The 24,734-nt window shown below is 45.6% G+C and carries 25 protein-coding genes; 16 read left to right on the top strand and 9 right to left on the bottom strand.

The annotated features are described in order from the left end of the window. The first annotated feature begins 296 nt into the window (after window positions 1–296). The 3 genes from QUA45_RS16685 (at window position 297) to QUA45_RS16675 (ending at window position 3,783) form a co-directional block, all read left to right on the top strand. Entirely contained in the window at window positions 297–1,970 is a 1,674-nt protein-coding gene (locus tag QUA45_RS16685) for a methyltransferase domain-containing protein (protein WP_333221583.1), read from the top strand. 75 nt (window positions 1,971–2,045) lie between these two features. After that, complete coding sequence (locus tag QUA45_RS16680) at window positions 2,046–2,915, top strand: calcium-binding protein (protein ID WP_333100468.1); 870 nt, start codon at window positions 2,046–2,048, stop codon at window positions 2,913–2,915. Window positions 2,916–2,955: 40 nt separating this feature from the next. Continuing rightward, window positions 2,956–3,783 (top strand): Uma2 family endonuclease, encoded by an 828-nt coding sequence (locus QUA45_RS16675; RefSeq protein WP_333100469.1) that lies wholly within the window; start codon window positions 2,956–2,958, stop codon window positions 3,781–3,783. Window positions 3,784–3,795: 12 nt separating this feature from the next. Here QUA45_RS16675 and QUA45_RS16670 read toward each other — a convergent pair whose 3' ends face one another. The 3 genes from QUA45_RS16670 to QUA45_RS16660 all read right to left on the bottom strand — a co-directional run bounded on the left by QUA45_RS16670 (window position 3,796) and on the right by QUA45_RS16660 (window position 5,930). After that, complete coding sequence (locus tag QUA45_RS16670; RefSeq protein WP_333100470.1) at window positions 3,796–4,602, bottom strand: MOSC domain-containing protein; 807 nt, start codon at window positions 4,600–4,602, stop codon at window positions 3,796–3,798. 115 nt (window positions 4,603–4,717) lie between these two features. Beyond that, on the bottom strand, window positions 4,718–5,017 hold the full coding sequence (locus QUA45_RS16665; protein ID WP_190656699.1) for a putative quinol monooxygenase: 300 nt from the start codon (window positions 5,015–5,017) through the stop codon (window positions 4,718–4,720). A gap of 235 nt (window positions 5,018–5,252) precedes the next feature. Then, window positions 5,253–5,930 (bottom strand): hypothetical protein, encoded by a 678-nt coding sequence (locus QUA45_RS16660; RefSeq protein ID WP_333100471.1) that lies wholly within the window; start codon window positions 5,928–5,930, stop codon window positions 5,253–5,255. 142 nt (window positions 5,931–6,072) lie between these two features. Between QUA45_RS16660 and QUA45_RS16655 the strand changes: the two genes are divergently transcribed. Beyond that, window positions 6,073–6,552, top strand: a complete 480-nt coding sequence (locus tag QUA45_RS16655; protein WP_333100472.1) for a hypothetical protein — start codon at window positions 6,073–6,075, stop codon at window positions 6,550–6,552. Between the two features lie 119 nt (window positions 6,553–6,671). Here the strand turns inward: QUA45_RS16655 and QUA45_RS16650 are convergent, their stop codons facing one another. Continuing rightward, window positions 6,672–7,175 carry a hypothetical protein gene (locus tag QUA45_RS16650; RefSeq protein WP_333100473.1) on the bottom strand — a complete coding sequence of 168 codons (504 nt, stop codon included), beginning with the start codon at window positions 7,173–7,175 and terminating at the stop codon, window positions 6,672–6,674. 434 nt (window positions 7,176–7,609) lie between these two features. Here QUA45_RS16650 and aroA point away from each other — a divergent pair, with 434 nt between their 5' ends. Further along, complete coding sequence (gene aroA, locus QUA45_RS16645; protein WP_333221581.1) at window positions 7,610–8,965, top strand: 3-phosphoshikimate 1-carboxyvinyltransferase; 1,356 nt, start codon at window positions 7,610–7,612, stop codon at window positions 8,963–8,965. 153 nt (window positions 8,966–9,118) lie between these two features. Here aroA and QUA45_RS16640 read toward each other — a convergent pair whose 3' ends face one another. Next, complete coding sequence (locus QUA45_RS16640) at window positions 9,119–9,556, bottom strand: CAAD domain-containing protein (protein ID WP_333100475.1); 438 nt, start codon at window positions 9,554–9,556, stop codon at window positions 9,119–9,121. 196 nt (window positions 9,557–9,752) lie between these two features. Beyond that, window positions 9,753–10,760, bottom strand: a complete 1,008-nt coding sequence (locus QUA45_RS16635) for a 2-hydroxyacid dehydrogenase (RefSeq protein WP_333221579.1) — start codon at window positions 10,758–10,760, stop codon at window positions 9,753–9,755. Window positions 10,761–11,053: 293 nt separating this feature from the next. Between QUA45_RS16635 and QUA45_RS16630 the strand changes: the two genes are divergently transcribed. After that, window positions 11,054–12,007, top strand: coding sequence for an ion transporter (locus tag QUA45_RS16630; protein ID WP_333221577.1), 954 nt, complete (start codon window positions 11,054–11,056; stop codon window positions 12,005–12,007). Between the two features lie 97 nt (window positions 12,008–12,104). On the opposite strand, the gene QUA45_RS16625 is transcribed toward QUA45_RS16630, so the two are convergent. The 3 genes from QUA45_RS16625 to QUA45_RS16615 all read right to left on the bottom strand — a co-directional run bounded on the left by QUA45_RS16625 (window position 12,105) and on the right by QUA45_RS16615 (window position 14,613). Beyond that, window positions 12,105–12,839: an ABC transporter ATP-binding protein gene (locus tag QUA45_RS16625; protein ID WP_333100914.1), complete on the bottom strand. Its 735-nt coding sequence runs from the start codon at window positions 12,837–12,839 to the stop codon at window positions 12,105–12,107. Window positions 12,840–13,013: 174 nt separating this feature from the next. After that, window positions 13,014–13,691, bottom strand: a complete 678-nt coding sequence (locus QUA45_RS16620) for an energy-coupling factor transporter transmembrane component T (protein WP_333100915.1) — start codon at window positions 13,689–13,691, stop codon at window positions 13,014–13,016. Then, a complete protein-coding gene (locus QUA45_RS16615) occupies window positions 13,684–14,613 on the bottom strand; it encodes an energy-coupling factor ABC transporter permease (RefSeq protein WP_333100916.1) in 930 nt (309 codons plus the stop codon). The genes QUA45_RS16620 and QUA45_RS16615 overlap by 8 nt, the downstream gene beginning before the upstream one ends. Before the next feature lie 442 nt (window positions 14,614–15,055). On the opposite strand from QUA45_RS16615, the gene QUA45_RS16610 reads away from it, so the two are divergent. From QUA45_RS16610 to QUA45_RS16565, 10 genes are all read left to right on the top strand, one after another. Further along, window positions 15,056–15,193 (top strand): hypothetical protein, encoded by a 138-nt coding sequence (locus QUA45_RS16610; RefSeq protein ID WP_333100917.1) that lies wholly within the window; start codon window positions 15,056–15,058, stop codon window positions 15,191–15,193. Window positions 15,194–15,242: 49 nt separating this feature from the next. Beyond that, the gene (locus tag QUA45_RS16605; RefSeq protein ID WP_333100918.1) at window positions 15,243–15,878 is read left to right on the top strand and encodes a hypothetical protein; all 636 of its coding nucleotides are present in this window, start codon (window positions 15,243–15,245) and stop codon (window positions 15,876–15,878) included. Between the two features lie 129 nt (window positions 15,879–16,007). Next, entirely contained in the window at window positions 16,008–16,481 is a 474-nt protein-coding gene (locus QUA45_RS16600; protein ID WP_333100919.1) for a hypothetical protein, read from the top strand. A gap of 15 nt (window positions 16,482–16,496) precedes the next feature. Then, window positions 16,497–17,231 (top strand): hypothetical protein, encoded by a 735-nt coding sequence (locus QUA45_RS16595; protein ID WP_333221576.1) that lies wholly within the window; start codon window positions 16,497–16,499, stop codon window positions 17,229–17,231. A 116-nt stretch (window positions 17,232–17,347) separates the two neighbouring features. Beyond that, window positions 17,348–17,782 carry a ferritin-like domain-containing protein gene (locus QUA45_RS16590; RefSeq protein WP_332954961.1) on the top strand — a complete coding sequence of 145 codons (435 nt, stop codon included), beginning with the start codon at window positions 17,348–17,350 and terminating at the stop codon, window positions 17,780–17,782. Window positions 17,783–17,885: 103 nt separating this feature from the next. Next, window positions 17,886–18,848, top strand: a complete 963-nt coding sequence (locus QUA45_RS16585) for an FTR1 family protein (RefSeq protein ID WP_333100922.1) — start codon at window positions 17,886–17,888, stop codon at window positions 18,846–18,848. A gap of 592 nt (window positions 18,849–19,440) precedes the next feature. After that, entirely contained in the window at window positions 19,441–20,178 is a 738-nt protein-coding gene (locus tag QUA45_RS16580) for a response regulator transcription factor (RefSeq protein ID WP_333072153.1), read from the top strand. 416 nt (window positions 20,179–20,594) lie between these two features. Continuing rightward, on the top strand, window positions 20,595–20,831 hold the full coding sequence (locus tag QUA45_RS16575; protein WP_333221574.1) for a hypothetical protein: 237 nt from the start codon (window positions 20,595–20,597) through the stop codon (window positions 20,829–20,831). Between the two features lie 528 nt (window positions 20,832–21,359). Then, complete coding sequence (locus QUA45_RS16570) at window positions 21,360–21,950, top strand: TetR/AcrR family transcriptional regulator (protein ID WP_333221572.1); 591 nt, start codon at window positions 21,360–21,362, stop codon at window positions 21,948–21,950. A gap of 111 nt (window positions 21,951–22,061) precedes the next feature. Beyond that, window positions 22,062–23,786 carry a DHA2 family efflux MFS transporter permease subunit gene (locus QUA45_RS16565; protein ID WP_333100926.1) on the top strand — a complete coding sequence of 575 codons (1,725 nt, stop codon included), beginning with the start codon at window positions 22,062–22,064 and terminating at the stop codon, window positions 23,784–23,786. Window positions 23,787–24,734 lie beyond the last annotated feature (948 nt).

The raw sequence follows: 24,734 nt of genomic DNA, 5'->3' as shown, positions 1-24,734 counted from the left end.
AAGCAGCTCAATTGCGCTCAAAAAGGTAGGCTAGAGAAGAAATTATAATTTGGCCGAATATTTGCTAACATATAGCAATCATGGAAGAGTTGTGAATAAAATTTAAAGGAAACGCTCTTAACGTAGACCAAGAGAAGAGAAAAGAAAAAAAGTTCGCAACTGAGATTTTAGTGCTTGACAAAGATAGCGATCGCCATTGTATACTGGCATCGCAATGCTAACCTTCGGCTGGTTGTCTGTCGGCATGGGTGGCTCTGTTTTATTTTACGATAAACTAATCAGGAATTTTAGACAAAGTGAGCGATCGCGCCAACCACGACTTCTTGAAGCTGCTACCGCCGGATGCTAAAGTCATTGTCGAAATTGGCTGCGGTACGGGTGCGACGGGCGAACAGTACAAACTGATCAATCCCCATTGTCAGTATATTGGCATTGAATGCGATCGAGAAAAAGCTAAAATTGCAGTCGATCGGCTAAACTGGGTGACGGTAGCCGATATTGAAGAAATTGCCCTCGAAAGTCTCGAAATCGCTCCAGGAACCGTCGATTGCTTAATTTTCGGCGACTTGCTACCTTATCTCAAAAACCCTTGGGAAGTCCTCAAGCAGTACAGTGGTTTGCTGAATCCAGAGGGGCAAATTCTCGCCAGAATCCCAAATGTTCAATACTGGCGGCGAATTGTCAATCTGCTGCGCGGACATTGGGAAAATCCCGACAGCAAGATGCAGCACTGGTTTACCCTAGAAAGTATTAAATCATTATTTGCTCAAGCCGGATTGCAGGTTTATGAATTTCAAGGGAAGGGACACAAAACCGAAAATTTTGTGCACTTTCAGGAATTACTGCATCCAATGGTAAAGGCTTTAGAGCTCACATCGAGCAGTTTTGCTACGGAAACAGGTGCTGAACATTATATCGTGCGATCGACAAAATCGACCGTACCTGCACGCAGACTTCTGATTCAGACTATCATTATGGCTCCTACCGGGTGCGATCGCGTGCGAGTTTTGGAACCGGACAAATTTAGCGCCACAATTCCCGGTGTCCGCACCGTATCCGGCGTAAAAACAGCAGGATTAATTCCCCCCCTGCCGGAAGAAGAAAAAGTTTTCATCTGGCAGCGGACAATTATGCAATATCCCGGCTATATTCCCCAACTCAAAGAACTGCTGCAACAAGGCTATTTAATAGTAGCTGAAATTGACGACAATCCCATCCGCCGCCGCGAATATGCAGATAATAATTACCTCAGCTATCGCGGCTGTCACTGCGTTCAAACTTCTACAGAACCCCTCGCAAAAATTTTGCGCCAATACAATCCCAATGTGGCTGTATTTCCCAATCACTTAGCTTATCTACCTCCGCAGCGAATTTATCCGGTAGAAGATACTGTCACAATTTTTTTTGGTGCACTCAACCGCGAAAAAGATTGGCAGCCGATTATGGCAGCGCTAAATCGAGTTTTAGTCGCACACAAGCACCGGATTCAAGTTAAAGTAATCCACGACAGAAAATTTTTTGAATCCTTGAAAATACAGCAAAAAGAATTTGAACCGTTTTGCAGTTACGATCGGTATCAAGAAATCATGTACAGTTGCGATATAGCTTTGCTGCCGCTTGTTTCCAACCCGGTTAACGAAACGAAGTCCGACTTAAAATTTATTGAATGTGCAGCGCGGGGAGTAGCGGTGCTGGCAAGTCCGACTGTGTACGAACATTCGATTGTCGAAGGTGAAACAGGATTGATTTATAGATATGAAAAAGAGTTTGAAACTAAACTAAATTCGCTGATTTCTGACACTTCTCGGCGCCGGGAAATAGCCGCGAATGCTTACGAATGGGTGCGCGACAACCGCTTGCTGTGCGGGCACTACCGGCAGCGGCGAGATTGGTACTTACAGATGCGAGACGAGTTGCCACGTTTAAATGCTGAGTTGCACGATCGCCTGCCGGAGTTATTTGGTGACTAAGTGCGGTAAGATTTATAGGGTTATTGTGCGATCGTTCTGTTTTATTGTTTAATTTCTAATTGTTACTCCACACCAATGCGAATTCTCTTCACTATTGCTCACTTTTACAATCCCAGCGGCGAGGGGAAACACGCTTCCCAGCGAAATGATCCGCAACCGCGACTGAATGCTTTAACCGCTTGCGTGACAGCGCTGCAAGCTTTGTACGGCAAATCTCAGTCCATGATTGACATTAGCGAATGTGCAACTATCCCAGCAAATCAATCTCAACAGCACGAAATTGACATTGTTATTTGCACTACTCAAGGTTATCATCTGTTGCCTCAACTGCCAGTGCAACCTAGATGTTTTATGCACCACGCTACCAAATGCGAACCGCTGCTTTTGGGGTTTGAATGTCAAGCAGTATTACGGGCGTGTCTTAACAAATACGATTATTTCTGTTATTTGGAAGATGATTTAGTTCTGCACGATCCGTGGTTTTTTAGTAAATTAAAGTGGTTTACGCATCACGGGGGAAATGGGAATTTGCTGCAACCTAATCGCTATGAAATAGCGCCTAAAGGTGCAGTGTTTAAAGCATATGTTGATGGTGATTTAGCAGATTCAGCGACTTCTCAGTTTCAAAATGTAGAGGAGCAGCGGCAGTTAATGGGAAAAATCATGGAACAAACAGTCGCTTTTGAGCGGGCGTTGAATCCTCATTCCGGCTGCTATTTTTTGAATGCGGAACAGATGGCACACTGGGCTAAGCAGTCTCATTTTTTGGATAGGGATACTAGTTTTATAGGCCCGCTGGAAAGCGCGGCGACTTTAGGGATTATGCGAACTTTTAGAGTTTACAAGTCAACTCCTGCTTATGCTAATTTTTTGGAGGTTCAACATTTTGGAACGAGTTTTCTGAATTTGATTGGTAATAAGGTGAGGGTGCCGGAAGCAGGATGAGTTAAGATATTCAGGTAAGCTGCAATTCTTGAGAGGTAGCGTGACCCCGGCAACCGAAAAGATTGTCCTTCCCTCTCCCTTCCCCGACCACACGAAATTGCCAGAGGAAGATGGCACTTTCGGAAAGAATTTTCAGGAGCATCCGCAGAGCATTATTTTGACTGATTCTCTTGGGTCGGTATTGCAAGAGCTTCATCCCGATGGGCAATATGCTATAGGGCAAGACTGCGGCATCTACTGGCGAGAAACTGACCCCCTTGAAAAGGGAGCAGAAGCTCCAGACTGGTTCTACGTGCCGAATGTGCCACCAACACTAGGAAATCAGATCCGTCGCTCTTACGTGCTGTGGCGGGAATTCATGGCTCCGATGATTGCTTTGGAGTTCGCATCAGGAGATGGTTCACAAGAGCGGGACACAACCCCACTATCGTACTCGGAAGTTGGAGCGGCGCAAAGACCTGGGAAGTTTTGGGTATATGAGCGGATCATGCGGATTCCGTTTTATGGCATCTATGAGATCAATAGTGGCAGGCTGGAGGTTTACAACCTGAACAATGGGTTTTACCAGCAGTTGCTTCCGAACGATCGCGGTCATTATCCGATCGCGCCAATGGGCGTAGAATTAGGACTGTGGCAAGGCAGTTATCAAAACCAGACAATGCTGTGGCTGCGGTGGTGGGACAGCGAGGGCAATTTGCTGCTGACAGGTACAGAACGAGCTTCCTTAGCAGAGCAGGCTTTGAGTGCAGAAGCCCAAGCACGGCGGGATGCCATCCCTCGGTTGTTGGCAATGGGATTGAATACACAGCAAGTGGCAGAAGCACTCGGTTTATCAGTAGAGGAAGTTAGGCAGCATTCACAATCTTAATGTTGGTTTTTATTAATAAGAAGTCAAAACATCGCCGATTTTAACTGTGCCGCTGTTGATAATTTTGGCTAACACTCCAGTTTGTGCGTGACCGAATTCCTGTTGCAGTAAACTGAGTAGGGAAATATCCCGATCGCCTGTTTCGGGATTCACTTCTATATTGACGCAGCGGCCGATTCGTGCTGTAACTTCTATGCGCGCCGTGCCTAATTGAAACTGTTTTCCGATCAACTCAAATTCTGACCAAGCTGCCATACCTTCTAGCACAATGTTCGGGCGAAATCTGGCCACGTCAATGTTTTGAAGAGCGATTTCTGTTAATTGGTCTAATGTGGCTTGACTGAGTAAAGAAATGTGTACGGGTTCTCGATCGGGATAACGAGTTTCGCCGCTGCTGTCGCCGACTAAGTGCAAAGGTGCAAACTGCGGGTGTCTCGCTTCTTTTGTGGGTTCAATTGCCGCCAAATATTCTGTGAAAAAACTGCCAATGCGATCGCGCCCCGCTGCTGTGTTCGTTTCTGCGGATAACACTTCAACTCCTTGACGCTTGACGGTTAAAACCGTCGTTTCCGGTTGATAATCGCATTCCAAAGCTGCTAACAGAGGCCAATCATTTTGAACGGCAAAATTTTTTTTGCTCATCCAAGGCACATTATCTGCGGGCATCTTTGCAGCTTCAATATTATCTGCAAACATTAAGGCAAAAGCTCGATCGCCCTTAATTCCGTGTCCTGCTGTTAAAGCAAACTCCGACATTGCTTGCGGTGTCAGCCCTTTAATTGGATAAATAAATAACTGTTTTATTGTTGCTACTGTCATATTTTTTTTAGCCCTGCTTCAATTTAAACTGAACTCTTGTCCCCCCCTTACTAAGGGGGGCTAGGGGGGTCGAAGCTATTTTATAAACATTAATAAAATTGCTCTACAAACCGGATTAAGCTAGCAATTCATAGCGGCGGATATCTGGAGGCCCAACGGCCAAACCGTCTAACTTCTGCACTGCGTCTTGAATGTGAGTTGAACCGAGATGTAGTTCGAGCAAATCTGCACTTTCCCACTCTTCAACGAAGGTAAAATCTGTGGGATCGGCTTGATTTTGCAGGAGTTCGTATTTGATGCAGCCTTTTTCTTTGCGAGTGGGTTCCATAATACTCAGCAGCAGAGATTTAAGTTCTGCTACTTTGTCGGGAAAGGCAGCGAGGCGGGCGACTACTCGCAAGGTTGTTTTGGACATAGGACAAAAAGTCACAGATAGGACGATCGAATTTACCGATTTTACTTACCAAACTCAGCAAAACACGATTTCACTTAAAATAACCTAAAGAGGTCGATCGGTCAACGGCACTAAAATTAGTCCAGGACGCGCTCAAGTCTCAGAAACCCGGTTTCTTCCCAAATTCTTCGCCACCAACCGCAGAGCGTCGTAGAAACCGGGTTTATTGGTATATTTTGGCGAATACCGGAGCTACTCAATCTTTGGGATAAAATCGCTTGTTTTCTGTAGAATATTCCCAGGCGAGATCCTCCGGGTCTTTTTCACGGCTCCACTGAGCAAACTCCGGCTTAAGTTTCCACTTGCCGATCGTAGTTGCGTGAACTTTGAATCGGCGGGAGAGTTCCGTTTGGGTAAAAGAGATTTTGGGCTTTTGAGGAGTCTTGGTTTGAGTAATGGGGAATAAATTTGGTTTTTTATCTTGTGCTTTTTCCCGATTTATGGGAGGCTCTTGAACAGCTATTGTCGCATTAAGTGTTTCGCTTGGAGTGACAGGTGGAGCTATTTGAAAATAATACAAAATTCCGCCTTGTTCTGTCACTTCAAAATCCGCTGCAAACTCAGAGGCTCGTTCGTCCAGATACTCTTGAACCTTTTCTCCGGGGAGTTTTGCATTCATCGCCAAATCCAAAGCCGTAACTCGCCCTTGATTTTCCTTGATTAACTTGTAGAAAACCGAGTCTAAATGAGCGAGTTTGTGTTTTTGTTGCTGCTGGTAGAGCCTCCAAGCCCAAGCAATGCCCGCTGTGGTGGCGATCGCCCAAAACATTGTTCCCGACTCGAAACTGGCAACCGCCGTCAAGGAAATAGGCAAAAGCAGGGTAAGATATCCCCAAATGCTTCCCTTCTTTAGGTTATTGCTGTTTTTGACCATAGTTCCCAAACAGGTACGTAGTTTAGCTTAGTAGAGCGTGTCCGAATGCCGCGAAAGTTTTTCGACAGTCGATATATCGGCTAATCGCTGACGCACTCTACGACAAAATCCCAGAATCTACTTTTTTTGCAACCGAGGGTTCATGTACTTTTTTCGCAAACAGATTACCATCCTGCTGATAGTTGTTGCTTGCTGTACGCTGACGATTAGTTGCAGCAATAGTCGAGCTGTCCAGTGTACTAAATTTACTGAAATTGTCAACAAAGGCAACGCTCTCCTTGATGTTAATAAAGACAGCAACGATCCTGCAACGACCGACAATTTAGCTAAAAATTTGAACCTGATAGCGAATGAACTTGAGGCTCTGCGAATAACAGATAAAACCCTCAAAGAAATTCAGGAGCCATCGGTTAAATCTTTCCATGAAATTAGTCAAGCACTCGGCGACATAAGCAAAAGTCTTCAGGCTGGAAATCTTGCTTCTACAAGTATAGAAGGTCGAGAGCAAATCCAAGCTGCTCAAGCAGATATTATTAGAGCAGGCCAACAGGCCAATCAAGCAGCCGCAAATCAAGACGCTTTGACTAGCAAACTGATTAATTATTGTAAGAGCGATCGCTAAAGGCTAAGAGTTTTGAGTTTTGAGCTGGCCACGCGAACCTCAACAATCCACGGGGGTGAATGAATTTGAGGAATGCGTCGCCTTCACCTACTATCTACCCCTTTGCAATTACCCAATTTTTAGTGATGAATTTCTAGATTCAAAATATAGCGGCCGAGTTGTACTTTCTCCGACCACAACTCGTATTCTAACTGCAAGTGTCCGGGTTCCGGCTTTCCTGTCAGCGTCAAGTTGCGGGTGAAGTTGCGGAGTCGCAACTGTTCGGGAGTCGCCAGCGATTCGCCCTGAAGCCAATAACGGCTCAGGCCGTACATTCCTCGTTCCCAGCAGTGGCGGTAACTGTATTTGCCGTTTCCTTGCATAGTCATAATGACTCGATAGGGCGAAACTTCTAGCCAGAGCAACCGGGGTTTTGTAGTTGGGGGCAAAATTGTAACTGGCTCGGCCGATTCGTCGGAACAGTCGGAAAATTGGCGATCGATTATTGCTGGTTCGTGTAACAACAAGTGAAAGCGATCGCGGTCTTTTTGATAAAGCGTACCAGCGGTTTCAACAACTGACCACAATGGTAAATCTGTGGATACCAGCGATAAACTTACAGGCTTGCGGTGATGCGTCAGCATAAACAAAAGTGTAGGAGTTGTTGTGGATCGGGGGGTTTGAGATTTGAGATTTTAAGCTTTAGATTTTAGATTTTAGATTAGCTGGGTTCCAAATTCCGGAGCTTTTGCTTAAAAAAATGAAAAATCTACAACTCGCAATCGAAAATCTAAAATTGTTTAGTCACAATTGAATCATCTGGTCGATAACTGAGAGCTAGACATGAAATCTAAGCATATACACGGATAATATGGGTGAAATTAAAGTGAAATCCGTACTGCTGCGTCCGCACTTCTGTGTCCTCGATAACTGACAGCGGAGTCTCCGGGCGAGTTTAATCAGCTTTTAAGTTAACCGGACACATTGGGAAAAAACCCGCAGGCCGTACAAACGACGACTGACTTAGGACTGGGAAAAAGGTAGGATAGCTAACACCATCCAATCCTAGTTTATCTCAATGCAAGCTGACATTATAACTACTACGCTTCTTGACAAAAGCCAAACTTTAAGCGTTCAAAAACCTGCATCGGGCTTGTCACTGGTGGGGAGGATTCGAGTTCCAGGCGATAAGTCGATTTCTCACCGAGCTTTGATGTTGGGTGCGATCGCCCAAGGCGAAACGACAATTGAAGGACTACTCCTAGGGGAAGACCCCCGCAGCACGGCTAAATGTTTCTCGCTCCTGGGAGCCAAAGTTTCTGAACTCAACGCGGAACGGGTGACAGTCCGGGGCGTCGGAATTGGCGAGTTAGAGGAGCCTGTGGATGTCTTGGATGCAGGCAATTCCGGCACAACGATGCGGCTGATGTTGGGAATTTTAGCCTCTCATCCGGGGCGTTTTTATGCAGTAACAGGTGACAGTTCTTTGCGATCGCGCCCCATGTCGCGCGTCATTAAACCGCTACAACAAATGGGAGCGCAAATTTGGGGTCGAAAGAGCAATTCTTTAGCTCCTTTAGGGATACTCGGACAGCAGTTAAAACCGATTCACTACCATTCTCCGATCGCCTCGGCTCAAGTTAAATCTTGCATATTGCTCGCCGGTTTGATGGCAAGCGGAGAAACTACAGTCACAGAACCCGCCCTGTCGCGGGATCACAGCGAGCGGATGCTGCGAGCGTTTGGAGCCCAATTGAGCGTCGATCCAGAAACTTGCAGCGTGACAGTTACTGGGCCGACACAACTGCAAGGGCAGAATGTGATTGTACCGGGGGATATTAGTTCGGCGGCATTTTGGCTAGTTGCTGGGGCGATCGTCCCCGGTTCCGAGCTCGTAGTGGAAAATGTCGGCGTCAACCCAACTCGTACAGGCATTTTAGAAGCTTTGGAAATGATGGGCGCCGATATTGAACTGCAAAATCAGCGAGAGGCTGCCGGAGAACCGGTAGCCGATATTTTGGTTCGCAGTTCCGGCCAATTGCGGGGATGCACCATTGCGGGCGACTTAATTCCCCGACTGATTGACGAAATCCCGATTTTGGCCGTAGCGGCGATCTTTGCGTCGGGTACTACAATAATTCGAGATGCGGCCGAGTTGCGTGTCAAAGAAAGCGATCGGCTGGCCGTGACTGCTGCGGAACTCAACCGCATGGGAGCCCAAATTTCCGAGTTACCCGACGGTTTAGAAATTACCGGGGGAACTCCTTTGATCGGTGCGGATGTTGACAGCTACACCGACCACAGAATAGCGATGAGTTTGGCGATCGCAGCCCTCAACGCCACAGGTATTACTAACATTCACCGGGCCGAAGCTGCTGCCATTTCCTACCCCGACTTTACCGCCACTTTACAACAAGTTTGCCATCCAAATTGAGAGCGGGAGAGTGGGAGAGGGAGGAGTGGGAGGAGAGGGAGATTAGGAAGGAGATGAGAGAGTGAGAAAAATCCTCTTTCTTCCTTTTTCCTGACATCCGTTACATCTTGTACAGTGCTAGTTGCCGAACTTCCCTCTTCCTTCAACATCCGTTTAAGAATCCTTACCTACAACTTGTTCTTTTAAAGAATCAATTTCCGTTAACAACTCTTGGCGATCGGAAGCCTTGAGCAGATAGCGGTAAACAAACCAACCCGTATATCCCATGCCAATCAACTCAAAAACTGGAGCTACCAAAGGGACATCATTAAGAGCACCTAAAACTCCCAGCATTACCTTAATACTAATACCGCCTGCCAGAATTAAACCAACAGTTATGAGGGGCTTTTGGTAGTCAGCAAAAAAATTGGATAGATAAGCTGGAAGTTCCGACAAAATTGTAATAACTTGGTCTTTAATATCTTGGAACTGGCTGGCCGGTGTTTCTGTGGTTGTCACTGTAGTCATGACTCCCGGTTTGTCCTCCACCAGATCTACTGTCACGACTTCAGTGATCGTTTGTGTCTCGTCCGAAAAGTTAGCTTGTGTCATTGAATACTTCCTCCGTTGTCAGGTAAAATTGCAGGCTGTGAATTGCTGCCAGTATAATTCTCCGGCAATTAGCACAGCATCCGCGCTGCAGGGACTAATTGATGAGACTAAGGCAGAGTTTCACAAATTGCAAGCAAAAATAACGATATGACTTGATTTTAAACAATTGCCTTCGCTGCCAAATCGCTCTTTTGACTCATTTTTTCACTTGATATAGGTCGATTTGATTCGGGCAAGGGCGTCCTTGTTCAAAGTCGGTGATATTGCCGATCGTGGTTTCGGCGATATTTTTCAAAGCTTCCTCAGTGAAAAAAGCTTGGTGTCCGGTAATCAGGACGTTGGGGAAAGTCAGCAAACGCTGAAAAATGTCGTCTTGGATGACGTGATTTGACAAATCTTCAAAAAACAAATCCGTCTCTTGTTCGTAAACATCTAAGCCGAGGTAGCCAATTATACCAGACTTTAGTGCTTTGGTAACAGCTTTAGTGTCAATCAACTGACCGCGGCTGGTATTGATCAGCATCATTCCCGGTTTCATTTGCTCGATCGCCTCTGCACCGATTAAATGGTAAGTTTCCGGTATCAGCGGACAGTGTAGGCTGACAATATCAGAGGTGGCGAACAGTTCCGGGAGTGCGACGTATTCCATGCCTAGGGCGAGGCAATCTGGGTTTTGGTAAACATCGTATCCCAGCAGGCGGCATCCGAATCCGTGCAGAATTTGGGCAGTAATTGCGCCAATTCTGCCTGTTCCGACGATTCCCACCGTTTTACCGTGGAGGTCAAAACCCAACAAGCCATCTAGGGCGAAATTGCCTTCGCGGACGCGGTTGTAGGCCCGATGGATTCTGCGGTTGAGGGACAAAATTAGAGCGACTGCGTGTTCTGCCACTGCGTAGGGAGAATAAGCCGGAACTCGCAGCAGAGTTAGATCTAAATCCTTCGCTGCTGCTAAATCGACGTGATTGAATCCAGCCGATCTCAGGGCCAGCAAGCGGACGCCTTTTTCGGCAATGCTAAGCAGCGTTTTCGCGTCCAAGGAGTCGTTCACAAACGCGCAGACTGCAGGAAATCCAGCAGCCAAAACGCTGGTTTCCAGGTTCAGACGCGGTTCAAAAAAAACTAAATCGTGTTTGCCGCCGACATTCGCTGCTTCCAGAAATGTGCGATCGTAGGATTTGGTGCTGAATACGGCTACCTTCATGATTTTTGCCTGCAAACCCAGTAGTAATTGGAAATTCTTTTCAGATTAACTCTAAATTTTAGTAGAACGCCGTTGACCCAAACAACCCAGTTTCCACGATCAATATTGAGTTTCGCAACGAGGCCTCTCTCAAGAAACCAGATTTTTAGCCGTAAGGCAAGTCTTGCTTATTGTTTTGAATACAATTGCTTATACTGTATTAACGATCGAGCGTTAATTCCTACTTTTGAGGAAAAAATCAGATGCCCAAAAAAATAAAAACTCAAATATAGGAAATTTTAGAAAAATCCGAAATGGGCAATTTATACAGTTTAGCAGACGATATTTTTATAACTTGTTTAATTGTAATCAACGTAGCAGCTTTTATTGCTTCTACTTCGCCCACCTTGTCGCAAGAACAAAAGTTAATTTTGGAAAATATCGAAATTGTTTCATCCTTAGTATTTACAATTGAATATATTTTGAGGCTGTGGGTGTGTACAGTCGATAGCAGATACACCCACCCGCTTTGGGGAAGATTGAGATACGGTCTTACACCGCTAAGTCTGATAGATTTAATTTCAATCCTACCCTTTTACTCATTGCTGTTATTTCCTAATTTAAGCTTCGTTAATTTAATTCGCCTACTGCGCTTGTTGCGGTTGCTAAAAATGAGCCGCTATTCAGAATTACTTAGAACTCTGGGAGCAGTATTGTACGCTAAAAAAGAGGAGTTAATTGCCACTGCATTTGCAGTTTTTATTCTGTTAATATTTGCCTCTAGCGTCATGTATTTTGTTGAAAACGAGGCGCATCCAGAAACTTTTGCGAGCATCCCCGATGCAATGTGGTGGGGAGTTGTGACATTAACTACTGTCGGTTACGGTGATATTTATCCAATCACTCCTTTAGGGAAATTTTTAGGCGCAATATTAGCATTTTTGGGAATAGGTATTTTTGCGTTACCGGCGGGGCTCATTGCTGCGGGTTTTTCCGAGGAAGTCCAAAGGAAAAAGCAGGAAAAAATGGCGGCAAATTTACAGCAATCTGCTAATTATCAATCGGTCAAAATGCTTGCGGAAATCGAGGTTGGGTTTCAACAAAACCAAAGTGCGATCGCGCTTCACATCGAAAGTTCATCCGAGTTGATGAAAATGTGTGTTTTAACGGCGAAAGAGAAGTTAGGAAATGATTTTCAAAATGAAGAAATTCTTCGCGATTTAGCTATTCATTTTTATAATGAAGCAGTTCGCAAATTCGAGCTTTAATTTCAGATATACATAGTCTGTGATGTCCCCCCAATTTTTACCAGCTCTTGTGGTTAGTTATCACTGCTGTATGTAATGACTGATGACCAATACTTAATTACCAATCTGGTGGCAAATTGTAATATTCTAGAGTTGATTTATCTGCCAACAAATCTTTGGTTTTTCTGTCAATTTTTATCTCACCATCCGCCAAAACTAACGCCCTTTGAGTCGTTTTCCCGATCCAATTCAAGTTGTGAGAAGCGATCAAAATTACCTCGATCGGCAATTGGGACAAAACTGACGCCAAGTGACGCCGCCACGAGGGATCTAGTCCATTAGTCGGCTCATCTAAGATCAAAATTGCCGGCTCTAATGCTAAAATTGCTGCCAAGGCTGCTAACCTCCTTTGACCTCCAGAAAGTTCGTGGGCAGAACGGTTGGCAAATTCTACTAAACCAAATTCGTCTAATAGCGCTAAAGCTCGATCGCGCGCAACTCCGGGTGGCACTCCGTAATTGCGCGGCCCGAACATGACATCCTCTAAAATAGTCGGCATAAATAGCTGGTCGTTAGCATCTTGAAAGCAAAATCCAATCTGCCTGCGCGCCTGCGATAAATTCGCCTCTTCCAACTTTTTTCCTTGCACTCTAATCTCGCCCGCTTGAGGCATTTTTAATCCGATTAAGTTTTCGAGCAAAGTGCTTTTACCAGCACCTGTCAGACCGAGGAGAGCAACTCTTTCTCCCGGTTGGAAACTAAAAGAAATTCCCCGCAATATTGGCTTTTGATCGGGATAGCCAAATACTAAGTCTTGCACTTCGATCGTTGGTGCGGATTTGAGATTAGTCATCCGATTTTAGATGTTAGATGTTAGATGTTAGATTTTAGATTCAATGATTTCTACTCATTACCAGACTCTGCCTGGTAACGCAGATCGGTCGGCTCTGCCTTTAATTTTCCTCCGCAAGAAGCGCGGCAGAGCCTCTGGACATCGGTTCCCAGGCAGAGCTTGGGAACCAGTTAATTACCCCTTCCCAATTACCCATTCCCAATTACCGTAAGAAGCTATTGTTAATCCGGCTGCTATTAAAATTGCTAGTGTCAGCCAGAGTCGCTCTTTAGGTGTCGATTTTGAGTCGGAGGGCAAACTTCCTTTATAGCCGCGAATTAGCATGGCGGCGTGTACTCTTTCTGCCCGATCGAGACTTCGCAAATAAAGCGCTCCGATCATGGAAGCACTCGCGTAACGCAGCCATCCTCCGGTACCGGACAAGCCCCGGAGTTGGGCAGATATTTTCATGCGGTTGACTTCTGTCAGCAGGATTTCTAAGTATTGTCCTGTTAAAAGTACAATCTCTTGCAAACCTGCTGGTAGGGGTAATCCTTTGAGGGCGATTCCGAAACTGTGGGGTGGCAAAGTTAGCAGGAAGCTGTTCATAATTAGCAGGCAAATTAGGGAACGCAGCAACAAAAAACTGGCTCGTTCCCAACCTTGGGGCAGCACTAATAAGGAGAGAAAAAGCAATTCTGCTCCCAACAGTTGCGCTAGAGTTCGCACCGGAGCCCTGAGCCGAAACGACCAAAAAAATGCGATCGCCCCATAAATTCCCAGCCACAGCCAAGCGCCTGTCTTCAGAAAACCCATGCCAATCACAATTGTGAGAGACACTCGCAATCGAAAAGGTATGGAGAGTTTAGACATCTTTAGGTTTTACCACCAACTGAGCAATTCCAAAAGCCGCGCCGAAGCTGAATGCAGACCCTAACAGTCCAGCAATGCTAGTACCAATAGGCTGTTCTTCTAATCCTTTAACTGTGTAATCTGCTAAAGGAGTAGGATTTTCGATCGCCACAGCTTCTTTATTTTTAAAGCCGTGTTTTTCGGCTACCGATTCTAACCCGTCAGGCCAACTTGAAGCAAACAGCGAAAGCACCCCCGAAATTAATAAAACTCCGATTACTGGCACTACCCATTTCTGCAATTGTGGCTGTTGTCCCGGCAGTAAATCCGGCCGCACTTTGACGAGATAAGTTAAAACGCCGCCTGTAATTACCCCTTCGCCAATCCCAATTAAAATATGTACGCCTACCATTGCTGGCAATGCGATATTGAGCGCTACTGTACCAGAAATTGCGAGTTCGATCGCCACGCAAATCGAAGCAGCCACAACGCTAAGGGCGGCGGCAATCCCTGCTGCTAGCGGCAAACGATTTCGGGAACCTCCCAACAGTTGCTGCAACGGCTGCAACAGCCACCAGCCCGCCCAAATTCCAACTAGCCCCATATTAAAAATATTGGCTCCCAAGGCGGTGATGCCCCCGTCGGCAAACAAGACGCTCTGAATTATAAAAACTGTGCTCATCGCTAAAGTTGCCGCCCAAGGACTCCCCAGAACGACGGATGCGAGCGCCCCTCCCAACAAGTGGCCGCTGGTGCCACCGGCTACGGGAAAGTTGATCATCTGGGCTGCAAACACGAAAGCTGTAGTTAAGCCCATGATTGGGGCTTGTCGAAGTCCAAGACTGGCGCGGGTTCGATTTAGGGCAACTGCAATTACTGCTGCACTTGCTATGCCGGTGGCAATGGCTACTGGGGGTGAAAGGAAACCATCAGGTATGTGCATCGATCTATCCCAAACGAGAGAACTTCCAACTCTTTAGTCAACTATTTTTTACAAAAATTTAAAACCCCCTCTGGGGGCATTAATGCGATCGAGCGATCGGGGGTTTTGCGGCGGGCGATCGCTTACTCGATATAGATTCTGGCTGTGAAGCCAGAATTTTGAGGATGAGAAATTTTGCATTAAATAATTCTGAAGAATTATTTGGATATTTTACCGACCACCCTCACATTCAAGCTTTTTGATAAGAATTATCAATATTTGTTTACAGATTCAACTCCAAAATTGTATTCACCGCCAAGCTCAAACAAAAATATTAAAAAAATATAAAGAATATACTGAAAATCTCTCATTGGTTTTATTCTCAACTCTTGAGAATAAATAGCATTAAGTTTTTGACTACCGCAACAGTGAAATTAGCAGAGAGCTAGTCCCAGCCAAAGTATTGCGTTTTATAGAAACTAAAAAGTCCGAATTATTGCTAGTTGATATAGTTAGCAGTATGTTTGCGGTTGTCGATCGCGCCAATGTGCGATCGGCTTTGCCCGCACAACCTGCATTATCAAGAAACTCAAAATACTAATGCGTTTATTCTCAAGTAATTTTCCGTACAACCTACAGGAGGTTTGCCAGTGGTGCAGCACTCAACCCAAGACTCAACTAACGATTTAGTTCCATCTGAATTTCCCAAACAGTTAGATATCGCTCAAGTGTCTGTCTACGGACTGAGTTTTTTATCGGCTGGTATGTTTCTGTTTTTACCTTTAGTCAACCTACTGCATCCCAGCCATTGGCAACGATTGATGGGAACCATTCACGGCTTAGGCGCAATGTTTGCAATGGTAGTGATGGTTTACACGGGACATTTAGCTTTCCCCTTGCTGCGGGGTGCAGGTAAAATCTTGCCGCAAATGCGTACATTAGCCTTTTGGTCATCTATTTTGAGCTTTTTAGCCATAGCTACCGGCAATTGGGCTTATATGCGTTATCGAGCAGGCTTGGACTTTGGCGGAGCTCGGGCTTGGCTGAAAGAAAACTCGCCTTTAGGGCAGTATGTTTTGATGGAATATCACGAGTTTAGCGTCCTGTTTACCCTGCCATTAGCAATAGCTTGCACCTGGATTCTGTGGACTTACGGCGATGCAATTTTAGAAAAGCAGAATCGCCCGGTTTTAACCGCAACCTGTGTAGCTTTGATGGCGCTAATGTTTTTTTCAATGGGTGGCATGGTAAGTGGAATTGGCGTTGCTAAAATTCATTCTTTGTAGTCAGCATTTGCCAATTATCAACTATCAATCGATCGACTCTCAACTCTCACTCGATTGACTCTCAGGGCGGACAAGGTGGCACTGCCCCTACCCACTCTCAACTATCAACTATCATAGGAGATTTGTGAAATGACCAGACAATTATCCCGCCAAAGTCATGCGGGTGATGAACCTTTTTACGGAAAATTTTGGAGCAAATTAAAACACTTTCCTAACGGTTTAGCTGAGGGTTCGGCAACTGCGCCTAACGTTTCGGGCCCAGCAGCAGCAGCAATAGTTAGCGTTGCAATTGGTTGTTTCACAATGATGGTGAGTCACCATTTAGGGGACACATCTAAAGAGATAAACGAAATGCTTTGGAACCTCGGTAGTTGGATTCCGGGAAGCAAGACTAATGATGAATTGTGGGGCAACATCGGCAGCTACACGGGCAAAGAAACTATGTTGCTTGTCGGTTGGCTTGTCAGTTGGCAAATTCTGCATCTGCTGTGGAAAAATCAGCAGATTAAAAGCCGCACCATATTTTTCTGGATGTTTGCTTTGTTAGTTGCTGCGACAGCTATGTCCTGGCATCCTCTATTTCCCTATTTGCCGTTAACTTAAGTAATGTGAGGTTTGATGATGGAAACAAAAAATAAGCCGCTCCCTGCCAGGGAGATGCACAAAATAGTTTGGATTAGTATGGGAGTTTTGACTCTTTTCTTTGTGACTTTTCCTATCTCAATGTGGCGCGTCAGCCAAAAAGAAAAGTTTCTCGGTTCCTACGTCAAGTCTTTGACCATCGAGGGCAAAAATCCCGCTAACGCTGTTGCTAAGGGGCTGGCGGAACCAGCTATTGCCAGTAGCAGTGCGCTTGCGACTACAAATAATTCCAGTTTAGTTGTTTACAGCCAAAAAAAGCTGCTTGAGAAGTCTCCACAGGTTGTACCTTTCACTAATACATCTACTGAAACGGCTATTGCAAGTAGCCCTACAGATAAGACTGTCCAAGCTGTACCTGTATCAGCAGGCCAGCAGGAAGTTCAGGCGGTGGATGAAACAAATCAGACAGCAGACATTACGGATCGCGTAAAACTAGATGAGTTAGCTCTGAAAGTCTACGATCGCATCGATCGAAGTTGGCAAACTAGCCCTACGTTCAATCAAAATCTAGTGTATCGAGTCACTACAAGTCAAGATGGCGCGATCGGCAATTTCGAGCCTCTCAATCAACCAGCCAAGGATTACACCCAAGAAACTCCTTTACCAAATCTGCTGAAATCTTCTGAAACTAGCAGGGGTAACAGTGCAGCAGCATTCTTTAAGTTTACTGTAGTGTTTGCTCCTACTGGAACCTTAGAAGTTAACCCGTAACTCACATACAACATCTCTCCGGTAAGGTGCGCTATCAGCACCTTACTTTTCATTTTTAACTTAAATGTGGTATTATAAACAGCGCCCTCTAAGGCCTGCTACTTCTAAAACAACAAATGAAAGAACTTGACGAGAAAAAAACCCAGGAACTGCTATGCACCATCATGGAATGGGAACTTGCAGGTGTCGTGCGCTATACCCACTATTCACTAATGGTGACAGGACCAAACCGGATTCCCATCGTGCAGTTTTTTAAAGCACAAGCAACGGAATCCCTACTCCACGCCCAACAAGCAGGAGAAATTCTCACCGGTTTAGAGGGGCATCCCAGTCAGAAAATTGCTCCCATAGAAGAAACCTACAAACACTCGGTGAAAGACTTGTTAGAAGAAAGTTTAAATCACGAGAAAAAAGCGCTTAAAAAGTATAAATCTTTACTTGAAGTTGTGACTGACTCCAGCGTTTATTTGGAAGAATATGCCCGCAATCTAATTGGACAAGAAGAATTGCACCAAGTAGAATTGAAAAAAATGCTGCGCGATTATAGTTGATTTAATCATTGGTTATTGGTTATTGGTGAGTTGTTATTTCCAATGACCAATGACCAAGTCCCCATGCTCCTGCCCTCTCCCCCATGCCCCATGATTATAAAAAATGAATTTTAGTGAAGCGCTACCGACTTTTGTAATTACCCTGCGCGAAGGCGTAGAAGCCGCCTTAGTCGTCGGAATTGTACTAGCTTGTCTCAAAAAATCCGAGCAAAGTCACCTCAATTCATGGGTTTATGCAGGTGTCGCAGCCGGCATTGCTGCTAGCGGTTTTGTCGGTGCTCTATTCCATGGGTTGCTGGCAGTATTATCAACCTCCGAGCAGCCTTACGCACCAGTAATTAAACAGCTATTAGAGGGCGTGTTGGGAATTGTGGCGATCGCAATGCTAAGCTGGATGCTAATTTGGATGACTCAGCAAGCGCGCTTTCTCAAAGCAGAAGTTGAAGGAGCAGTTACAGCAGCTTTGACAGAAAATAGCAATGCCGGCTGGGGCATATTTGGCTTAATTTTTATTGCGGTACTGCGCGAAGGTTTTGAAACAGTTATATTTGTCAGTGCTCAGTTTCAACAAGGTTTGAGTCCCGCTTTGGGAGCTTTGGGCGGTTTGACTGGGGCGGCAACCATTGGCGCGCTACTGTTCAAGTGGGGTGTCAAAATTGATATCCGCCTGTTTTTCAAGTTTATGGGGATTTTGTTGCTGTTAATCGTAGCAGGTTTGGCAGTATCTGCACTCAAACATTTTGACCAAGCCGCTGGGATTTTGTCCCAGATGAATAGCAAGTATGCAGCGATTTGTGTTTATTACGATCGCCTCGCATCACTCCACTCTTGTATTTTAGGCCCGATGGTGTGGAATGCAGCGGAAACTTTGCCCGATCGGGAATTTCCGGGAGTCGTTCTCAAAGCACTATTTGGATACAGAGATCGACTTTATCTCGTTCAAGCGGCGGCTTACACAATATTCTTAGCCACCATCGGGGGTCTTTATTTCCAAAAATTAGGCTCTAAGGCGACTATACCAAGCAAAAATACTCAGCCAGCTCGATCGCAAACTCGCCCTCAGTAGGTATGCAAGCGGTTGTTTTGCTGATTCCAGGCAGATTAGAAAATCAGCCCCACCTGCAAAAAAATCGGCTTAAAATTTTTAGGTGACGGGATTGATTATTTGACCTTTATCGGATTCTATTAAACAATAGAATATATTTTGTTTTTTTATCAATACTTATATTGATATTATTTAAATGTAGCGTCAACACCCGAAAGAAGTAAGCACTACCCCTCAAAAAACACTAAAGTTTTTTTAATAAAAATTAACCTCTTCAAAAAATTAACAGGTAACAGTTAATGGTTAACTGGGTTCTGCAAGACGCGGGCTACCGTTAGGGGATTCTGTCAAGTCGCAGGCGCACCCTCCACAAGTTGAGGCTGTTCTTGCCCGTAAAAAACCGGCCCCCAGCAAGATTTTTGGCGAACAGTTTTGTGATATGCGCTCCTAGGGCTTATAATTACTACAAGAATATTTACACAGCCCGCAAAGTTCTTAATGAACCTTATAATCCTTAATGAAGCTTAAAATTAAAAAATTGTTCGTTAAAGTTACCTGGAACCCCCAGAAGGCTGTAGGCTCTGCCATTCGGTTAGCGGTGAGATAAATAATGATGCCCCGGATACTTGTTATTGATGATGACGCGGCGATCGCCGAACTTGTAGCCGTCAACCTAGAAATGGCTGGCTACGAAGTCACCCAGGCAGAAGACGGCATCAAAGGTCAGGCACTAGCCATACAACTGCTCCCCGACCTGATCATGCTAGACCTCATGCTGCCTAGAGTAGACGGGTTCACCGTATGTCAGCGTTTGCGGCGTGACGAGCGCACCTCAGACATTCCCGTCTTGATGTTGACAGCCTTAAGTCAAACTCAAGACAAAGTAGAAGGCTTCAACTCCGGCGCCGACGACTACCTGACCAAACCATTTGAACTAGAAGAGATGCTAGCCCGAGTGCGAGCTCTACTAAGGCGCACAGACCGCATCCCCCAAGCTGCCAAACACTCCGAAATCCTGAATTACGGCCCGCTGACCCTTGTCCCCGAAAGGTTTGAAGCTGTTTGGTACGATCAGACAGTCAAACTGACCCACCTAGAGTTTGAGTTGCTGCACTGCTTGCTTCAGCGCCACGGTCAGACAGTTTCTCCCAGCGAAATTCTCAAAGAAGTGTGGGGTTACGACCCCGACGACGACATCGAGACTATTCGTGTACACATCAGACACTTGAGAACCAAGATGGAACCCGATCCCCGCCATCCTAGGTACATCAAAACCGTATATGGGGCTGGTTATTGCCTGGAGTTGCCCAACAACGAACAAGTAGCTGAAGAAACCAAATCCTCTGCTTGAGTTAGCGCGCCCAATCCAACAAGCAGTTAAAAATCCCGCTAGAAAAGCCTGAGAGCATTTGCTCTCAGGCTTGGTTGTAAGGAGAAGTGGAGCGATGTTAGTTGTTGCAGACACCTGAAATCGAGGCGGTAGAAAGGCGGTGGAGGCGCCCCCGACTCCGCTCTTGAAAGTGTTAGATCGCAAGCTGCCACCAGAGATGTAAAGTTGAGTCAAATCTAGATACAATAATAGTTAGGATGCTTGGTTTAAAACAATCCATTTGCTGCTAATTTATCTGTACCTTCATGTTTTACGAACCGCCGCAACTTTAGGGTAAAATCAGAAACATTAAGCGGAGCACCAACAAATTTAATTCGACAATTTGGACTTGTTAGATATTCCTGATAGAGCACTTCGTTTATGATGGCGAACTTCCTTTGGCTGTGACACAAAAAGAAGCTATTGAGGCTGCCTTGCAACTGGCAAAAAGTATCAATAAAAAAGCTTTGCTGGAAATTGAATTAAAAGCGACAGGCGATGAACTCTATTATGTCAAATGGGTTGATTTAGAACTCGTTAACGGTTATAACGGATACTATGCCATTTTTCATAAAGGAGTGCAGCAGTTTGCTGTGAAACCTGCTTCATCTCAAGATGTTCAAGCAGTATTATAACACCTAAAAACGCTTAAATTAAAACCGGCTCTGATAGATTGCGGATATGTAGATCTAGACGGGCAATCAGAACTCTAAAATTCTTAACGCGATCGCACAGCTCCGCACGCACAGAATTACTTAATAGGGCGAATAAGTGAATTTTAGCCCATCTTTTTTGAGCTGCGAGTTTCCCTCCTGGGCTACAGGTAAGACTTTTGACGGAATTGTCGCCCCGTCAATCTGTGCGGTGAACAATCGCAAGCATGGTTTCGGAACAGAGGTGGTGGAGTGGCAACACTCCCTCAACTCTACCTCTCGGCTTTAGCCTAGAAACCGGGTTTCCTGCTGCGATCTCTAGTTTATTTGCGCGACGATTTTCCCTAGTTTCCCGGCATCTGAGCGTAAATCCCACCCGATGTGTTTCAAAAAATCCGTCTTTCGGCTGAAGTTACAGCCCTTTGGCGCTCTAGAATATGTAAGTTAGTGCTTACATTAATTGAGATGAGTAGAACGAATCGAAGTGCAGCAGAAACCCGCGATCGGCTGTTGAAAGCCGCGATTGAAGTTTTCTCTACAGAAGGCTACGTGGGAGCGACAACTCGTGAAATTGCTCGTGTTGCAGATGTGAGTGAAGTCACTTTGTTTCGCCGCTTTCAGAGCAAAGAGCAAGTGTTGAGTGCGGTTGCCCAGCACATTACAGCATTGCGGACGGAGGCGTTGGCGCATCAAGACGAATGGACTTATGACCTACGCCGCGATCTCCTGCATTATGCAAAGCTCCACGACGACATGCTGGAGGAGTACGAAGCTCTATTTCGGATGTTTATTGGTGAAGCTCACCGGCATCCGACAGAAGCGCTGGAGGTGCTTCAGCAATCATTTTTACCGCTGCGTGAAAAACTAATTTCCTATCTACAAACCTGTGTTGAACGCGGCAGTATTAGTCCGAATGTGGATCTGGCACTGGCAGTGGATCAATTGACTGGAATGCTGCTGTCCGGTATGATTCGCCGCCATGTTTCTCAAGTAAACCGGGGCTATAGCCGTAAACGATACATCGAAGGCTGTGTGGATTTATGGGTGCGGGGAGTTAGCACAGCTGCGTCTTCTGTAAGTCGTACTTCGTCTCCAGAATGAAGGTTCCTGACAATTTTCTTATGAATTTGGCATTTCCCGATTGAAGCACCCTAACCCGTTGCGGTGGTGCGAAGCAACTGCCGGAGCCGATCGCAGAAGTAGAGACTAAAAATGAAACGCCCTCAAATACGGAGTCATGCAACTGAACCAGATTCTATTGATATTCAGGCTTTTACCGATTTGGAACAGTCTGAGCCTCAAGACCAGCAAAACGCTCAACAAAACGCTCAACAAAAGCGAGCAAAACCATTAAAAAAATTGAAACAATCTGCCTTCGATCCAGCGGGATACGTGCAGGGACCGCTCAAGTGGGCGATCGCCCTGACGGCTTCTTTAGGAGCCATTCTAGAAGTCGTTGATAGCAGCATTGTGAACGTTGCTTTAACAGATATGCAGGCGACATTAGGCGCAACCGTGACCGAAATTGCTTGGGTCGTAACGGGTTACGCGATCGCCAACGTTGTGATGATTCCGCTCTCTGCTTGGTTGGGGGACTTCTTCGGCAAGAAAACCTACTTTGTCTTTTCAATGATCGGGTTCACAGCCGCCTCAGTGTTATGCGGTTTATCCATTAACCTGCCAGTGCTGGTGGTAGCTCGAATTCTTCAAGGCTTGTGTGGAGGCGGACTGTTGGCAAAAGCGCAAGCGATTCTGTTTGAAACTTTTCCCCCTGCGGAACAGGGGTTAGCGCAGTCGGTGTTTGGAGTTGGGGTGATTGCAGGTCCGGCTATTGGGCCCACGCTAGGCGGCTATCTGACCGATACATTAGGCTGGCGCTGGATTTTCTTTATCAATTTGCCCGTCGGTATTGTGGCCGTCATCATGGCGATCGTGTTCCTGCGACCAGACTCGAAGCAACACGGACGGAGGCAGCAGAAAGTGGACTGGACAGGAATTGTACTGCTGTGTATTGCGGTAGGTAGTTTGCAAGCATTTTTGGAAGAAGGGGAAAAAGAAAACTGGTTTGAATCTGGTTTCATTACCCTCCTGGCGTTTGTGGCGGTTATGGGGCTGTTTCTGTTCATCTGGCGAGAACTCAGCACAAAAGCACCAGCAGTTGACTTGCGGGTTCTGCGGCATAAATCCCTGGCAGCCGGTAGCCTTTACTCTGGTATTTTGGGCATGGGGTTGTACGGAGCCTTGTTTGCTGTACCGCTGTTTGCTCAAGGCGTGCTGAGATTTTCGGCAATGCAAACCGGATTTCTACTCGCTCCAGGAGCTTTAGCGTCCGCCATCATAATGGTTTTATTGGGAAAAATTTCGACTAAGGTGGATGCCCGCATTTTAATTGCGCTGGGAGCCTGTGGAACCGCAGCAGTCATGTTCGAGCTGGCAAAAATCACGCCCCAAACCGGAACTGATGATTTGTTTTGGCCCCTAATCTGGCGCGGTGCAACTACGGTTTTGATGTTCCTGCCTCTGAGTTTGGCAACATTGGGTTCCATCCCCAAAGAAGATGTATCGGCTGGATCGGGCTTCTATAACTTGACTCGTCAGCTCGGCGGTAGTATTGGCATTGCCATTCTGACCGCATTACTGGCTCAACGAGAGGCTTTTCATCGAGCCATTTTGTTGGCAAAGTTAACGCCTTACGATCCAGAAACAACTGAGCGGCTCAGTGCACTAACTGGTTTGTTTCAGAGTCGCGGTTTTGATGCCGCAACTGCCCAAAAACAAGCCCTCGCCGCGCTCTCCCAATTAGTCAATACGCAGGCAGCCGTTCTATCCTACGCAGACATTTTTCGCTTTGTCGGCATTCTCTTTCTCTGCTCGCTGCCATTGCTGCTGTTTCTCGGCAAGGGAGGCACTGGAGCCAAGGCACCTGCTGCTCACTAATTGCTTGATTTTAATTCTGTAGCGATTACTCCACAGCCTCCGGTTGGATAGACTTTGAGATCGCTTGCCTAAAACAACCAATTTGTAAGAAGATGAATATTTCAACAAGTAGGCATTAACTCTCTTGATTAGGAAAAAAACAATCCCGCACCCCCTCTAACCGTACTTTTACAATACTCCGAACAGTTTTTAAATAAGGATGCGATGCCTTCAGCAAGCTTCGCTCTTTAAAAACTGTCCGGAGTATTGACGGTAAAGCTTATTTTTATAATGGTGTAGCTGGTAAATCGGAACAGGGGTTGGAAATTTATGTGATTTATATTCTCGAAATTGCGACGCGTTTATTTTATAGCTTAAGCCTACAGCAAACTCCATCACGCACTCAAATAAATTGCGTGAAATAATGGTTGCAAAATCCTAAAAATTGTGCATCAAGAAAATCTCAAACAACAGGATTATTAAAGTTCAAAGCATTACCTCACAAGAGTTGATGGCTATGCAGAACATTTGAAAAATACTCGTTATTCCTTCCCCACTTCTGTACGTTATTTGGTGGCTGATGGCTATTATTATCGCTCTAAATTCTAGGATGCTGTGCGAAAGTTAAATTTAAACTTTATTGGCAAGCGAGCGAGTTGATGCTAACTTACGCTATCTCTATAAAGGTGAACAAAAGAGACTGGGAACTCAGGATTAAATATGATGGCAAGGTTGACTGCCATGATTTGAGGAATCTTAATTTGGTTAAAGGAATAAAATCGGGAGTTTCATTATATAGAACCCATTTGAGCTCTAAGAGGCCAGCCTCTTAATCATCAATCTAATAAAACAAAGATTCATCTTGGCAGTGGCATTATCTAAGGTTCTCTCAAAGTTTTTAATGAGAATTTTACACCTTTCCATCCAAGAATTCGAGCGCTCGATGACCCACCTGGCTTTAACTGGCAC

It is taken from the genome of Microcoleus sp. Pol12A5 (genome assembly GCF_036701435.1).
GTDB lineage: Bacteria > Cyanobacteriota > Cyanobacteriia > Cyanobacteriales > Microcoleaceae > Microcoleus.
Note: the sequence above shows the minus strand (reverse complement) of the source record. Positions and strands in the feature narration are given on the sequence as shown.